At 64.9% G+C, this 14,342-nt stretch carries 11 protein-coding genes; 2 read left to right on the top strand and 9 right to left on the bottom strand.

Annotated features, from left to right (window positions below; translation table 11 throughout):
- Genes AC04SF_RS13575 through AC04SF_RS13565 form a run of 3 tightly spaced genes read right to left on the bottom strand, consistent with a single transcriptional unit; the run spans position 1 to position 5,233 of the window.
- Positions 1-1,539 carry a 6-hydroxynicotinate reductase gene (locus AC04SF_RS13575; RefSeq protein ID WP_488478208.1) on the bottom strand — a complete coding sequence of 513 codons (1,539 nt, stop codon included), beginning with the start codon at positions 1,537-1,539 and terminating at the stop codon, positions 1-3.
- Positions 1,536-4,352 (bottom strand): molybdopterin-dependent oxidoreductase, encoded by a 2,817-nt coding sequence (locus AC04SF_RS13570; RefSeq protein ID WP_488478602.1) that lies wholly within the window; start codon positions 4,350-4,352, stop codon positions 1,536-1,538. Before AC04SF_RS13570 ends, AC04SF_RS13575 begins: the two co-directional genes overlap by 4 nt.
- Before the next feature lie 17 nt (positions 4,353-4,369).
- Complete coding sequence (locus AC04SF_RS13565) at positions 4,370-5,233, bottom strand: FAD binding domain-containing protein (RefSeq protein WP_488478207.1); 864 nt, start codon at positions 5,231-5,233, stop codon at positions 4,370-4,372.
- A 298-nt stretch (positions 5,234-5,531) separates the two neighbouring features.
- On the opposite strand from AC04SF_RS13565, the gene pncA reads away from it, so the two are divergent.
- Together pncA and AC04SF_RS13555 are read left to right on the top strand one after the other, a co-directional pair.
- Positions 5,532-6,146: a bifunctional nicotinamidase/pyrazinamidase gene (pncA, locus tag AC04SF_RS13560; protein ID WP_202351950.1), complete on the top strand. Its 615-nt coding sequence runs from the start codon at positions 5,532-5,534 to the stop codon at positions 6,144-6,146.
- A gap of 49 nt (positions 6,147-6,195) precedes the next feature.
- A complete protein-coding gene (locus tag AC04SF_RS13555; protein ID WP_488478206.1) occupies positions 6,196-7,605 on the top strand; it encodes a sodium:proton antiporter in 1,410 nt (469 codons plus the stop codon).
- Here AC04SF_RS13555 and AC04SF_RS13550 read toward each other — a convergent pair whose 3' ends face one another.
- The 6 genes from AC04SF_RS13550 to AC04SF_RS13525 all read right to left on the bottom strand — a co-directional run bounded on the left by AC04SF_RS13550 (position 7,606) and on the right by AC04SF_RS13525 (position 14,040).
- Positions 7,606-8,343: an ABC transporter ATP-binding protein gene (locus AC04SF_RS13550; RefSeq protein WP_488478205.1), complete on the bottom strand. Its 738-nt coding sequence runs from the start codon at positions 8,341-8,343 to the stop codon at positions 7,606-7,608. It abuts the gene before it with no gap.
- Positions 8,340-9,065 carry an ABC transporter ATP-binding protein gene (locus tag AC04SF_RS13545; protein WP_488478204.1) on the bottom strand — a complete coding sequence of 242 codons (726 nt, stop codon included), beginning with the start codon at positions 9,063-9,065 and terminating at the stop codon, positions 8,340-8,342. Before AC04SF_RS13545 ends, AC04SF_RS13550 begins: the two co-directional genes overlap by 4 nt.
- The gene (locus tag AC04SF_RS13540; RefSeq protein WP_488478203.1) at positions 9,062-10,024 is read right to left on the bottom strand and encodes a branched-chain amino acid ABC transporter permease; all 963 of its coding nucleotides are present in this window, start codon (positions 10,022-10,024) and stop codon (positions 9,062-9,064) included. The genes AC04SF_RS13545 and AC04SF_RS13540 overlap by 4 nt, the downstream gene beginning before the upstream one ends.
- Positions 10,021-10,902 carry a branched-chain amino acid ABC transporter permease gene (locus AC04SF_RS13535; protein ID WP_096452504.1) on the bottom strand — a complete coding sequence of 294 codons (882 nt, stop codon included), beginning with the start codon at positions 10,900-10,902 and terminating at the stop codon, positions 10,021-10,023. Before AC04SF_RS13535 ends, AC04SF_RS13540 begins: the two co-directional genes overlap by 4 nt.
- 217 nt (positions 10,903-11,119) lie before the next feature.
- Positions 11,120-12,442: an ABC transporter substrate-binding protein gene (locus AC04SF_RS13530; protein ID WP_488478202.1), complete on the bottom strand. Its 1,323-nt coding sequence runs from the start codon at positions 12,440-12,442 to the stop codon at positions 11,120-11,122.
- Between the two features lie 155 nt (positions 12,443-12,597).
- Complete coding sequence (locus AC04SF_RS13525) at positions 12,598-14,040, bottom strand: hypothetical protein (protein ID WP_488478601.1); 1,443 nt, start codon at positions 14,038-14,040, stop codon at positions 12,598-12,600.
- Between the last annotated feature and the right edge of the window lie 302 nt (positions 14,041-14,342).

Here is a 14,342-nt window from a genome sequence, read left to right as displayed (position 1 = left end):
TCAGGCTCCGTTCGACGGGGCGCGCCGCAACTGCGCCAGCGGCGGCCATGGATTATCGGACGGTGCACCGGTGCCGTGGCGCGGGTTGAGGTATTCGCCGCCCTTGGCGACGATATCCTCGACACTGCGGATCTCGGCCTCGTAGCCGCCGAGCCTGACATAGTCGTCGCGGCGCAAGGTGAACTCTATCGGCGCCACCAGCGCCGGAGTCGGCACATAGCCGAAGGCCCCTTCCGGCACGCGCGTCACGTCGACCATCAGCGTGATGCCGCCGCCCGGCCAGACATAGACCGGCGCGCCGCCGACCGTCACATAGGTCTTCAGGCCTTGCACCGAACGGGTGAGATTGACCGGGTTTTCAGTGACGCCGGCGCGCAGCGAGCCGCCGGCGCCGCCGATGAACAGCACGGTGCACAAGGCCGGCTCGCAATTGTCCTCGATCAGATTGACCGACTTCTGCAGCCGCTCCGGAAACGGTTTTTCGACGGGCTTCAATTCGTCGTCGAGTTCGAAATAGGCGAACTGCTCGCCGGTGGTCGAAACCATCAGCAGCGACAGGCCCGGCCGCGCGCCCTTCTTGGCGTTCCATTCCCCGAGGATCGACAGCGGGTCGGAAATCGAGGTGCCGCCCCAGCCGAGGCCGGGCTCGGAGACCTTGAAATAGCGGCCCGGCGTCGAGCGGCGGCCAATGATTTTGATCCCCGTATCCTGCCAACCCAGCACCTTGCCGGCCTGATGCTCGGAGACGACGCCGGTGATATGGTCGTCGACCACCACCACCTCGTCGACCAGCCCGCGCCATTGCGTTGCGAACATGCCGATGGTCGCCGAGCCGCAGCCGACGCGCATGCGGTGTTCCTGCTTGCCGTCGATGACAGGTGGTTTGCCGGCTTCGACGATGATGGTGGCGCCGCCATCGATGGTCAGTTCCACCGGCTTGCGGTTGCACAGATTGAGCAGCGCGTCGCAGGTGGCGCGGCCTTCCGCCTTGGAGCCGCCGGTCAAATGATGCACGCCGCCCAGCGACAGCATCTGCGAACCATACTCGCCCGTGGTGACATGGCCGATCGCCTCGCCCTGCGAGCGCACGACAGCCGTTTCGGGTCCAAGATGACGGTCGGTGTCGATCTTCACCTTGACGCCGCAATACGAAAAAATGCCTTCGGTGACGACGGTGACGAGATCGACGCCCTCGACTTCCTGGCTGACGATGAACGGCGCCGGTTTGTAGTCCGGATAAGTGGTGCCGGCGCCTATTGCCGTGACGAAGCGGCGCCCGGTGTTGACCAGTTCGCCATCCCATGCCTCCCCTTCAGCAACGAAAGGCACGATTGCCGCGCCGGTTTCTGCCGCATGGTCGAGAATGGTCAGCGGATCCATGCGCACGATCCGGCCGCCGGAATTGCCATAGCGGTCGCAGGCGCCGGTGCGGCCATCGGCGATGTAGCACATGACCGGGCAGGCATCGCAGCGGATCTTCTCCGCCACCTGCTTCTCGCCGGGATCATGGGTCTCGAAACGCTCGGCAAGCTCGCTCATACGCGTGCCTCCTTTTCACGGATGCCAGCGCGGATGCGAGTCGGCGTCGCCGGAACCTTGGTGATGAGCACGCCGGTGGCGTGGCGGATGGCGTTGAGGATCGCCGGCGCCGTCGGGATCAGCACATGCTCGCCCAGCCCCTTGGCGCCGAACGGCCCCTCGGGATCGGGAACCTCGACCAGAATGGTCTCGATCGGCGGCACGTCGCCGATGGTCGGGATGAGATAATCGTGCAAATTCTCGGTGCGGCCGGGAATGTATTCCTCCATCAGCGCCATGCCGATGCCTTGCGCGATGCCGCCCTCGATCTGACCTTCGACCAGCAGCGGGTTGATCGCCTTGCCGACATCATGCGCGGCGGTGATCTTCAGCAGCTTCACCGTGCCGAGCTTGAGATCGACCTCGAGTTCGGCGATCTGCGCGCCATAGCCATAGACCGCATAGGGCTTGCCCTGGCCCTTGGCATCGAGCGGCAGCGTTGGCGGATCATAGGTCTCTTCGGCGCGGAAGACAAAACCATCGGCGTCCACATCGAGCGTAGCGAGATCGATGCGGCGGGTGGCCTCGCCCTCGCGGATGACAATCGCCGCGCCGTCCAGTTGCAGAGACGCCTTTTCGGAGACATTGGCAAAACGCAGGATCTTGTCGCGCAAGGCGCGGCCGGCTTTTTCGGTCGCCTTGCCGGTCACAAAAGTCTGGCGCGATGCGGACGTCTTGCCGGCATCGGGGCTGATTGCCGTGTCGGCGCTCTTCAACCGGAATCTTTCCAGCGGCAGGCCAAGCGCGTCGGCGCAGATCTGGGTGATGACGGTGTTGGAGCCCTGGCCGACATCGACGGCGCCCTGGTGCAGGATGACGGTGCCGTCGGCCGCGATGCCGACCCGGATGGTCGACGGATTGGGCAGGGAAGTGTTGCCGCAGCCATACCAGCAGGACGCGACGCCAACGCCGCGTTTTTTATCCCGATTGGCGCTGTTGAAAGCATCCACGTCGGCCGTCGCACGCGCCCAATGCGGCCGCAGCGCCTCGAGACATTCGGCAATGCCCACGCCGGACCCCAGAAGCTGCCCGGTAACCGTTTCGGATCCGTTCCGAAGGCAGTTTCTCAGGCGAAATTCGAGCCGGTCGATGCCAAGCTTGCCGGCCAACTCGTCATAGAGCGTCTCTTGCATGATCGTCGCCTGCGGCACGCCGAACCCACGGAAAGCGCCGGAGATCGGGCCATGCGTGTGGACGGCACGGCCCTCGGCACGGTAGTTCGGCGTCGCATAGGGGCCGGAAGCATGTACCGGTACGCGGTTGGCCACCGTCGGGCCCCAGCTGGCATAGGCGCCGGTGTTGAAATCGCCGGCAAAGATCATGCCGGTGACATGGCCGTTGGCGTCGGCGCCGATGGTCGCCTTCATCTCCGAGGGATGGCGCTTGGTGGTCGACATCATCGATTCGTTGCGGGTGTAGGCAAGTGCCGCCGGCCGTCCGGTCTTCAGCGCCACGAGGCCGATCAGCGGCTGCAGCGAAACGTCGAGTTTCGAGCCGAAGCCGCCGCCGGTGGCGGTCGGCACGATGCGCACCTTGTCGACGGCAAGGCCGAGCACCTTGGCGGTGTCATCGCGGTCCATGTAAGGCGCCTGGGTGCAGGCAACGACAACCAGCGTGTCGCCATCAAGGTAAGCATAGCCGGCTTCCGGCTCGATATAGGCGTGCTCGACATAGGAGGTGTCGATCACGCCCGTCACCGTAGCGGCCGCATTGGCAAGCGCCGCCTCGGGGTCACCGCGCTCGACGAAGCCGGAGGTCAGCAGGTTCGAAGGGCGGTTCCGATGGATCAGCGCCGCACCCTCGGCCTGCGCTTCGCCGGGCTGCAGCACATGCGGCAGTTCGGTCCAGTGGACCGGGAAATCCGACAGATCGAGATCGAGCATCGCCTCGCGCTCGCCGGCGATGACCGCCACCGCCTCGCCGCGCAGCCGCGCAAACCCTTCGGCCAGCGCCGGCTGGTCGGCGAACGGGGCAATGACGCCGAAACAGTTTTTGCCCGGAATGTCGGCCGCCGTGAAGACACCAACGACGCCGGGATGCGCTTTGGCCCAGCCGTCGAGATCGCCGAAGGCGAAGCTGGCGTGATAATGCGGCGAACGGACCACCAGCACGGCAAGCGCATCGGCCGGGAAGGAATCGCTGCCGAATTTCTCAGCCCCGGTCACCTTTGGCAGGCCGTCGAGCCTGACGGGCGACGCGCCAACGGCGTGGCCGGACTGGGGCAGGCAGAAATCGAGGCTTGCTGCCTGCTGAGAAGCCTCCATCACCGCCGCGATGATCTTCCGGTAGCCGGTACAGCGACACAAAATACCGCCCAGGGCATCCTGCACCTCGGTCTCCGTCGGGTTCGGCTTCGTATCCAGCAGCGCTGTTGCCGCGACCAGCAGCGCCGGCGTGCAGATGCCGCATTGCGCCGCGCCATGGGCGAGGAAAGAGGCCTGCAGCGCTGACAGCCGGCCATTGGCGAGCCCCTCCACTGTTGTCACCGAAGCACCGGCGGCCGAGGCCGCAGGCATCAGGCAGGCGCAGACCGGATCGCCGTCGACCAGCACCGTACAGGCGCCGCAATCGCCGGCGTCGCAGCCAACCTTGGTGCCGGTGAGCCGCAACTCGTCACGCAGCACCTGGGACAGCCGGCGCAGCGGCGGCACGTTGACCGAGACGGCGGCGCCATTGACCGCGAAGGCAATGTCTGTTCGTTCAAAGCCGAGGCCAGGCGGGACCCTACGCAGATCGAGCTGAGCTTCATCCACTTCAGGCAGAACCTGGTTCATGTCAGGCTGAGCTTGTCTCATGCCGCCGCCACCATATGATCGTTTGTCGGTCCGGCCGCCGTCAGCACGGCCCGCGCGACGATCTCGCGCACGGCATCCAGCCGATACTCAGCGCTGCCACGCACATCGGCGATCGGCGACAGTTCCGTCATCGGCGCGGACTGGATCGCATCGGCGAACCCATGATCGGCCGGCAACCCGCGTATGGCGGCCTCGACGCCGGCAAGCCGCTTGGCGACAGCCGAACACGATCCCACGGCGATTGCTGCCTCAATGACAGTGCCGTTCTCAACGGCCAGACGCGCCGCCACCATGGCAATGGAAATGACGAGGTAGCGCCGGGCGCCGAGCTTGACGAAGGCGGACGTGCCGCTGGCGGCAGGTTTCGGCACGCGGATAGCCGTCATCATTTCGCCAGGCTGCATGGCCGTGCGGCGGTTGCCGAGAATGAAATCCGGCAAGGGCAGATGGCGCGTCGTCGTTGCCGAACGCAGCTCGACCTCGGCGTCAAGCACGAGCAGGCCAGGCACGCCATCGGCGGCCGGCGAGGCGTTGCAGAGATTGCCGGCGACGGAAGCGACGTTCTGGATTTGCGGTGAACCGACCTCGCGCGCGGCCTGTTTCAGCGCGTCGAAGGCTGGCGGCAAGGGATGGCGGATGATGTCTGTCCACGTCGTGCGCGCGCCGATGACAAAGTGGTCATCCGTCTCGGCGATGCCGCGCAGCGCGGCGAGGCCGTTGATGTCGAGGACATTGTCGCGGAACGGCTTCGCGCCTTGCGCCGGATAGAAATCCGTACCGCCGGCAAGAACGCGCCACGCGCCCTCGCCAAGCAGCGCGAGCGCCTCGTCGACCGTGGTGGGTTTCGCGTAACGGATCACGCTTTGCCTTCCCAAAGAGTGGGCCTTCCCCGAAATGGCCCTCCCGGGGCGTTTACCCCAGGCATGATCTTGCCGGTTTGCAAAACCGGAAATTCATTCGTATGCAAATGATATCAAGCCGGGTGAAATTGTCAAAGCCAGAGTTTGGGCTGTCGTGCTTGCCGAGGGGCAGGCAACAAGATTGTTACGCCATCGGAGGTTGACGCGGCCGGCCATCTGGTCAAGTTTCTGCCTCCGGTCGCGTCAGCGGCATCTTTCTACTGGAGCCCGAGCCCAACGCAGAGAAGAAGGAGGCCCAATGGCCGACGAAGCGCTTGTTGTCATCGACCTGCAGAACGATTTTTGCCCGGGCGGCGCGTTGGCCGTGACCGGCGGCGACGAGATCGTGCCGCTGGTCAATGATATGATCCGGCACGCCGACCATGTCGTGCTGACGCAGGACTGGCACCCTGCCGGCCATTCCAGCTTTGCCTCCAGCCATCCGGGCGCACAGCCTTTCACCATGATCGAAATGCCCTATGGCCAGCAGACTTTATGGCCGGACCATTGCATCCAGGGCAGCCTCGGTTCGGATTTCCATTCCGGCCTTGCCTGGACCAAGGCCGAACTCGTCATCCGCAAGGGGTTTCGCCCCGCAATAGACAGCTATTCGGCCTTCTTCGAGAACGACCACACGACGCCGACCGGCCTCGGGGGCTACCTCAGGGAACGCGGCATCGACGCCATCACCCTGGTCGGCCTGGCGACCGATTTCTGTGTCGGCTTTTCGGCGCTGGATGCCGTCAGCCAGGGTTTCAAAACCACCGTCCGGCTCGATGCCTGCCGTGGCATCGACCTCAACGGCTCGCTTGATGCCATGCTGCGGCGCATGCGCGACGCCGGCGTGACGCTTGAAGACCATCTGTCGGACTGAACCGACGGTGGGGCATCAGGGGGGCTTTTCGCGGATCAGCGCAGGCATCATGACGGCTGCGGCGATCGCCTTCGCCATGCTGTTTCCGGGGGCAGCCTTCGCGGCCGATGAACACGCCCTGCCCGGCGCCTCGATGTCGCTGTGGTGGGCGCTGCCCTTCGCCGGCTTGCTGTTGTCGATCGCCACCGGCCCGCTGCTGTTTCCCCATGTCTGGGAGCATCATTACGGCAAGATCGCAGCCCTTTGGGCCGCGTTTGTGGTCGTGCCGCTGGCGCTTGCCTTCGGTCTGCCTTCGGCGACCGAGGCGGTGCTGCATGCGCTGCTCACCGAATACATGTCATTCATCATCCTGCTGTTCGCGCTGTTCACCATTTCGGGCGGCATCCTGGTCGCCGGCAACATCCACGGCACGCCGCTGGTCAATGCCGGGCTGCTGCTGGTCGGCGCGTTGCTCGCCTCGGTCATCGGCACGACGGGCGCCTCAATGATCCTGATCCGGCCGATCATCCGCGCCAATGACAACAGGCCGTTCAACGCCCATGTCGTCGTCTTCTTCATCTTCCTGGTGTCCAACATTGGTGGCTCGCTGACGCCGCTCGGCGACCCGCCGCTGTTCGTCGGCTTCCTGCGCGGCGTCGATTTCTTCTGGACGACCGCAAACCTCTACCGGGAGACGCTGTTCGTCGGCGGTGTGGTGCTGGCGGTATTCCTGGCGATCGACATCATCCTGCACCGGCGCGAGGCCGGAGCGCCGAAGATCAAGGACCCGACGCCGGATTCGAAGGTTCGCATCCGCGGCCTGCCCAACGTTCCGCTGCTGGCCGGCGTCATCGCCGCCATCCTGCTGTCGGCGACGTGGAAACCTGACGTCACCTTCTCCATTCAAGGCGTGACGCTGGAACTGCAGAACCTGGTGCGCGACGCCATCATCCTGGTGCTCGCCTTCGTGTCGTTGGCGGTTTCGCGCCGGGAATACCGCGCGGCGAACGGCTTCAACTGGGGGCCGATCGCCGAAGTGGCAAAATTGTTTGCCGGCATCTTCATCTGCATCGTACCGGTCATCGCGATCCTGAGGGCCGGCCACGAGGGCGCGCTGGCGCCGCTGGTCGCGCTCGTCACCTCGGCACAAGGCACACCCAACGATCTCGCCTATTTCTGGCTGACCGGAGCACTGTCGTCCTTCCTCGACAACGCGCCGACCTATCTGGTGTTCTTCGAGCTTGCCGGCGGCGACCCACGCCACCTGATGACCGAATTCGCCTCAACATTGGCGGCGATCTCGGCCGGCGCCGTGTTCATGGGCGCCAACACCTATATCGGCAATGCGCCCAACTTCATGGTCTATGCCATCGCCCGGCAGCGTGGCGTCGAGATGCCCGGTTTCTTCGGCTATATGGCGTGGTCGGGAGCGGTGCTGATCCCGACCTTCTTGATTGCGGGTCTTCTATTTTTCGGCTGATCAGCCAACGCCGACATAGCGCCTGACCGCCGATGGATCCGCGCGCAATTCCTCGACATCGACCGTCTCGCGATTGCGGCCGTTCTCGATGAACGAGACGCGGTCGGCGACCGACAGCACGGCATCGACCCGCTGTTCGACCAGGATGGTCGAGACACCCATGTCGCGCAGCTTCGACACCGTCTCGCGGATCTTTGCGATCATCGACGGCATCAGCCCTTCGGTCGGCTCGTCGAGCAGCAGCACTTGCGGTTCGAGGCAGAGCGCGCGCGCCATCGCCAGCATCTGCTGCTCACCGCCGGACAAGGTGCCCGAACGTTGCCGCAGCCGCTGACGCAGCAGCGGAAAGAGGTCGAGGACGTTTTCGCGCACGGCCTTGCCCTTGCCGCGCGCCATCAGCCCGATCTCGATGTTTTCGGCCACCGTCATCTCGGCGAATAGCCGCCTGCCTTGCGGCACATAGGCGACGCCGGCCTTCGGCACGTCGTGCGCCGGCAGGCCGGTCAATTCCTTGCCGGCGAGCTTGATCGAGCCGGCACTTGAAGGAACCAGTCCCATGATCGCCTTCAGTGTCGTCGTCTTGCCGGCGCCGTTGCGGCCGAACAGGCACAGCACCTCGCCCTCGTTCAGCACGAGGTCGAGCCCGTAAAGCACCTGTACCTCGCCGTAGAAGCAGTCGAGTCCGGCGATCCGCAATGCTTCCGCCTTGCCCGTCTCGGCCTTGCTTGTCTCACTCATGGGGCGGTCCCCAGATAGGCTTCCTGCACCGCCGCGTCGTCGCGGATGGCCTCGGGCGTGCCTTCGGCCAGAATCTTGCCGGCATTGAAGACGGTGATGCGGTCGGCGAGCTGCATGACGACAGGCATGTTGTGTTCGATCAGAAGCACGGTGGCGCTGCTGGTGATGTCACGCACAAGCGTGATGAAATTGTCGATCTCAGAGTCGGCCAGCCCTTGCGTCGGTTCGTCGAGGATCAGCAGGCGTGGCTTCAGTGCCAGGCCCATCGCCACCTCCAGCAGGCGCTGGTGGCCATAGGACAACTGCCCGGCCGGCATATGGGCGCGGTCGGCCAGGCCCGTGCGTTCGAGCGCCGACATGGCGCCGGCACGCACCGCGCCTTTCGATCGGCCATCGCTCAGCGTGCGCTGCACCGGCAGCGCGACATTGTCATAGGCACTGAGATTGGCGAAGACGCTGGTGATCTGGAACGTGTAGGCAATGCCCTGGCGCACCCTGACATAGGCCGGCTGGCCGGTGATGTCGGCGCCGCCGAAGACGATCACCCCCGAAGAAGGCTGGATGCGGCCACTGACCAGGCTGACGAAGGTGGTTTTCCCTGCCCCGTTGGGGCCGATGACAGCGCGGATCTCGCCCGGCATCAAGGTGAAGTCGACATTGTCGACGGCGCGCAGGCCGCCGAAATGGCGCGACAGGCCCTTGGTGGTCAAAAGCGGCGTCATGGCAACCACCCAAGCCAGCGCTGGCGGATGGTGCCGAGAACACCTTTGGGGAAAAACAGGACCAGCAGGATCAGCGCCACGCCGACGATCAGCAGATAGGCCGAGGTGTAGCCGCTGGTGACGTCGATGACATAGTACATGAAGACCGTGCCGATCAGCGGCCCGAGCGTTGTGGCGGCACCGCCGAGCAGCACCCACAGCAGCGGCAGGATCGAATATTGCACCGAGGCGAAGCTCGAGCCGACATAACCGAACAGCAGCGCATAGGCGGCCCCCGAGGCCGCGCAGATCGTGCCGGAGACGACAACGGCGATGAGCTTGTTGGAGAAGGTGTCGTAGCCCAGCATCTTCGTGCGTTCTTCGTTCTCGCGGATGGCGACCAGCACGCGGCCGTAGCGGGAGCGGACAATCGCCAGCGTCACCAGAAGCACGAGCGAGAACAGCGCCAGCGCGCTCATGTAGCGCACGGTAGGGTTGGTGAGATCGAGCGTGGCCGCTCCGAAATTGAGCACACGCGCCGGCTGCGGCACGACCTGGCCCTGATCGCCGCCGGTCCATGTTGCGAAATAGAGGATCAAGAGATAAAACACCTGCGCGAACATCATGGTGACGATCATGAAGGCGACACCCGTGGTGCGTAGCGCCAGCAGGCCGATCGCCAGCGCCAGCACCGCGCCACAGGCAATCCCGCCGAGGAAGGCCAGTGGCACGTTCCAGCCGAGCTGGATGATGGCAAGGCCGGCGCCGTAAAGCCCGGCGCCGAAGAACATGGCATGGCCGAGGCTGAGCAGGCCGACATAGCCGAACAGCATGTTGTAGCCCATGGCGAACACCGCCAGCACCATGATGCGGGCAAGCAGGCCGTGATAATAGTCCGGCAACACGAAGCTCAGCATGAAGAGCAGGGCGATGACGCCGAGATGCAGGGAATAAGCCTTTGCCGGCGAAGCTTCGCTCATCGCGATGCCGTCCCGAACAGGCCTTGCGGCCGGAACACCAGCACCATGGCGACCAGCAGCGTGGCGATGATCTTGGCCAAGGTCGGCGAGAAGAACATCGAGATGATGCCGTCGGAGAGGCCGATCAGCACGGCGGCGACGACGGTACCGCGCAGCGAGCCGAGGCCGCCGATGATGACGACGATGAAGGAGAGCAGCAGTGGATCCTGCCCCATCAGATAATGCGCCTGGCTGATCGGCACGATCAGCACCGCGGCAATCGCCGCCAGCATCGCGCCAAGCGCGAAGACGCCGCCATAGACTCGGCCGACCGCGATGCCGAAGGCCTGCGCCGTCTCGCTGTCATATTGCGTGGCGCGCATGACGAGGCCGATCCTGGTGCGCGTCAGCACCAGCCATGTCGCGATCAAGAGAAGCGCGGAAGCCGCAATGATCGACAGCTTGTAGCCGGAATAGCCGAACCACGGCAAAAGGATGCGGTAGCTGAACGGTGGCTCCACGGGCCGCGCCTCGGGGCCATAGAAGCTCAGTGCCAGCTGCTGGATGATGTAGAGCATGCCGATCGTGGCAACGATGGTGGCTTCCGGATTGTAGTTGAGCCGGCGCAGCACCAGCCGCTCGGCGACCAGCGCGATCGCGCCGACAATCAGCGGCGCGATCACCAGCGCCGCCAGGAAGCCGAGCGCCGGATGGCCCGATATCGCCGTCGAGATCGCCCAGGCGAGCACCGCGCCCAACATGAAGAACTCGCCATGCGCGACATTGACCACCCGCATTACACCGAACACCAGCGACAGCCCGAGTGCGGTCAGCGCAAGCACGGCTGATGTGACAAGGCCTTCGAGGGCGGCAAGGAGGAGGTGGGGACCGAAGTGCATGGTCTAAGGACCGGCGGATGCGCGAGGCACCCCCCTCTGCCCTGCTGGGCATCTCCCCCTCAAGGGGGGAGATTGGATGCTGTCTCTGGTTTCGCCAACTATCAACGCTGGCGGACGGGCGCTGCCGCACAAACTGCCGATCTCCCCCCTTGAGGGGGAGATGCCCGGCAGGGCAGAGGGGGGTGCCTTGGCGCTCACGCTTGCCAGATGGCTAAATCTAAAGCGCCTGCGTCGTATAATCCCCCTCGGCCTCGTAGAGCCCATCCTCGATCTTGGTCTTGTGCACCACCTTGAGCTTGCCGCCTTCGACCTTGGAGATGTTCTGGATGCCGAAGCACTGGTGGATCTTGCCGTTGAAGGTTTTCGCGCCTTGCGGATGCTCCGGCCCTTCGGCGAAGGCGGTCAGTGCCTCGGTCGCCTCGACCAGCTTGGCGCGGTCCTCCGGTCCCTTGTAGCCGGCGTCTTCCATGGCCTTCTTGACGACGTAGAGCGTTTCCCAGCAGCCGAACATGTGCGCGGCGGTGGAGACGTCCTTGGGGTCGCCGACGGCCGCACCATTGTCGTCGATGCCGACAGCGGTGCGATAGGCCTTTTGCGCGGCGCTATCATCGGGCTGGGCGTAGCGCGGCGAGCCTTCCCAGAAATGGCTGCCGTCCAAGAATTCCAGGCCGGGGCTGTTGATGTCGGTGGCCTCAAGCGAATCGATGAAGCCGAACAGCTGTGGCCGGTTTGAACCGTAGAACTCGCCGAGCTCCTTGACGAAGGTGAGCACCGCCGGACCGACCATGACATGGTAGATCACCTCGGTCTCCGGCGGTATCTGCGGGAAATATTTGGTGAAGGAGGATTCCGTCGGCGGGATGGCGATCTGCGCGATGACCTCGGCGCCTTGCGCCTTCAGCGCTGGCGGCAGGTAGTCGCGGTGGTCGTAGCCGAAAGCGAAATCCGGGAAGATCTGCGTCACCTTCTTGCCGGCATTGGCCGCGATCCATGGCGCCATCGACTGGATCTGGCTCTTAACGTCGGTGATGCCGGGCTGGAAGACATAGCGGTTGAGCTTGGTCGAGGCGACGTGGTGGCCTTCGCTGACGACGAAATAGGGGATCTTGTTTTCGCCGGCGGCGGGCGCCGAGCCGATCACGACATGCGAGAACAGCGTGCCGTAGACGATGTCGGTCTTGTGCTGGGTGGCGAACTTGCCGACCACTTCGGCACCGCGGCCGGGATCGGTGCCGTCATCCTCGATGATCACCTCGACCTGGCGGCCATTGATGCCGCCGGCGGCGTTGATCGCCTTGACTGCGGCTGCGGTGGTCTTCTCGTACCAGCGGCCATAGGCGGCACCGATGCCGGTGCGGTGCGACTGGAAGCCGATCTTGATCGGCGCCGAACTCTGCGCCTGGGAATAGCGGACGAAACCAGGCGCCACGGCAAGGCCGGCGCCCGCGGCCAGGCCCCTCAGCGCGGTGCGGCGGGTGAGGCCAGTCTTGGAGGCGAAGGCAGTCTTGGAGAGGTCGAAAAATCCGTTCTTGTCAGCCATGTTCGTTCCCCTGTTTTTTCAGTCTTGACCAACGATAAGGCGGCTTCGGCCCCCTCGCTCGGAGGAGGCGGAAAATTGCATGTGTACAAACTAAATCACCAAAGCCTTGATGTGGCAAGCGAGCTTTCCCCAACGACATCGGGGCCGCCCTTTTCTCATCCGACGGTCGGTGTGGCAAGCAGCCAGAGGCCGAAGACCGTGTAGGCGATCATGAGCAAGGTGAGCGGAAACTGGCTGAGTGCGGCGCGGGCAGGCTCCGGATGCAGGCGCCAGGCAAAGCCGTGCGCGACGAGGACGGCGAGCACATGGCCCAGGATGATGGAGCCGGCCTGGATGTTCCACAGCCACCAGGCCGACTCCGCGCCGGCGACGATGCCGGCTTCGATTGGCATGTCGGCGGTGCCGAACAGGTTCCAACCGAGAGCGAACGGGTCGGACAGGGAGGCTGCCGCATATTGGCCGTCGACCAGCAGCGCGGTCAGATAGTGGGCGACATGGTAGGCGAGCGCGATCGGCACGATCGACCACACCAGCAGGCCCGCGGCTTGCCCCATGGGCGGACCGCTGCCGGCCAGGCGCTGGCCGAGCCAGACCGCGAGAAAGAACACCGCCGACAGCAGCACGAACGTCAGGATGAGCCCCAGGCTGCCGCTGCCGATCAACGCCGTGCGCCCGGGAAATTCGAGCGGATTGACGCCGAACAGGCCGAGCCAGAAGAAGGTCTTCGACAGGCCGTCGAAGGAGACCGAGGACAGAGCCAGCAGCAGGAACGCAATTCCGCTGGGCGGCAATGGTTCTGCCGCCAGCAGCTTGGCGCCGGGCCAGCAAAGTACAAGCCGGCCATTCCCGTCGCGCTCGACCGGTGCGAAACGCGCCGCCATCGAGAAGAAGATCGTCAGGAACTCGCCGCTCCGGCTCCACTGCGGATAGCCAAACACCAGCATGGCTAGGAAAGAGACCAGCCAGTAGAGGCCGGCGGCCCATGCAAGGCGCGCCGGATCGTCGGGCGCCGGATCGATCAGTTCGAACCAGGCAAAAGCGAAGAACAGGATGACCGCCGGCCAGCAGCCGCCCCACCTGGGAAGGCGCCATGGTCCCTCATCGCCTGTGCCGAGCAGGCTCGAGACGAGACGCCACGGTCCATACCAAGGGTTCAGCCATGACCAGAGATCGCCGAAGACACCTTGCAGCAACGTGAGGCCGGCCCACAGCAGCGTCCAGATCGCCAGCGGCAAGGGGTTGGAGAGCGGGTCGCGGCTGCCAAAAAAGCCGGCGGTGATGAGAATTGCAAAGCCGGCAAAGGATGTCAGGCCGAGGGCGGTGCGGGCAGTGTCGCCGAAGGCGAAAAGCGGCCGGCGCCGACTCCAGAATGTGTCGAGCGCCGCAGGCGGCAGCAGCGCCAGCACGAGGAAGCTGATGGCCACGGCGAACGCGCCGCCGATCAGGTAGTATCCGGTCGGCAGGAGCAGGACGTGGCCACGGTCGGAGGCGTGCGCGAAGGCTGGGGTGGGGAGAAGCGCCAACGAAGTGGGGATGCCTACAGGCAGAAATCCCGAAGGAAGCCGCCCTACGAGGCCCCCCTCTGTCCTGCCGGACATCTCCCCCTCAAGGGGGGAGATCATGCTGTCATCTTCGGAAGGGAGCCTCTGTCGCTGAGGACTGGCGCCTGCTCGGACAGCCTGGCGCCCTTCCTCTCCCCCGTCGATCGGGGGAGAGGTGTCGAGCGCAGCTCGACGGAGTGGGGGTCGACCCTGGCGCGGGTCGCGCGTGGTTCTCTTTCCCATGTCCGGTGGGGCGGTTGCCAGGTGGTTCCCCCACTCCGTCGCCGCTTCGCGGCGCCACCTCTCCCCCCTCCGGAGGGAGAGGAAAGGAGCCTCTGCCGGGTACTGTAGCCCCCCGT

The sequence above is a fragment of the Mesorhizobium sp. CNPSo 4671 genome (assembly GCF_057784245.1).
This window is presented reverse-complemented; position numbering and strand designations above follow the sequence as displayed.

What these genes read in the sequence shown, in the direction of transcription:
- AC04SF_RS13575 (WP_488478208.1), bottom strand. Translation starts at nt 1,539, where the DNA reads ATGAGCGAGCTTGCCGAGCGTTTCGAGACCCATGATCCCGGCGAGAAG.
- AC04SF_RS13570 (WP_488478602.1), bottom strand. Translation starts at nt 4,352, where the DNA reads ATGAACCAGGTTCTGCCTGAAGTGGATGAAGCTCAGCTCGATCTGCGT.
- pncA (WP_202351950.1), top strand. Translation starts at nt 5,532, where the DNA reads ATGGCCGACGAAGCGCTTGTTGTCATCGACCTGCAGAACGATTTTTGC.
- AC04SF_RS13555 (WP_488478206.1), top strand. Translation starts at nt 6,196, where the DNA reads ATGACGGCTGCGGCGATCGCCTTCGCCATGCTGTTTCCGGGGGCAGCC.
- AC04SF_RS13550 (WP_488478205.1), bottom strand. Translation starts at nt 8,343, where the DNA reads ATGAGTGAGACAAGCAAGGCCGAGACGGGCAAGGCGGAAGCATTGCGG.
- AC04SF_RS13545 (WP_488478204.1), bottom strand. Translation starts at nt 9,065, where the DNA reads ATGACGCCGCTTTTGACCACCAAGGGCCTGTCGCGCCATTTCGGCGGC.
- AC04SF_RS13540 (WP_488478203.1), bottom strand. Translation starts at nt 10,024, where the DNA reads ATGAGCGAAGCTTCGCCGGCAAAGGCTTATTCCCTGCATCTCGGCGTC.
- AC04SF_RS13535 (WP_096452504.1), bottom strand. Translation starts at nt 10,902, where the DNA reads ATGCACTTCGGTCCCCACCTCCTCCTTGCCGCCCTCGAAGGCCTTGTC.
- AC04SF_RS13530 (WP_488478202.1), bottom strand. Translation starts at nt 12,442, where the DNA reads ATGGCTGACAAGAACGGATTTTTCGACCTCTCCAAGACTGCCTTCGCC.
- AC04SF_RS13525 (WP_488478601.1), bottom strand. Translation starts at nt 14,040, where the DNA reads ATGTCCGGCAGGACAGAGGGGGGCCTCGTAGGGCGGCTTCCTTCGGGA.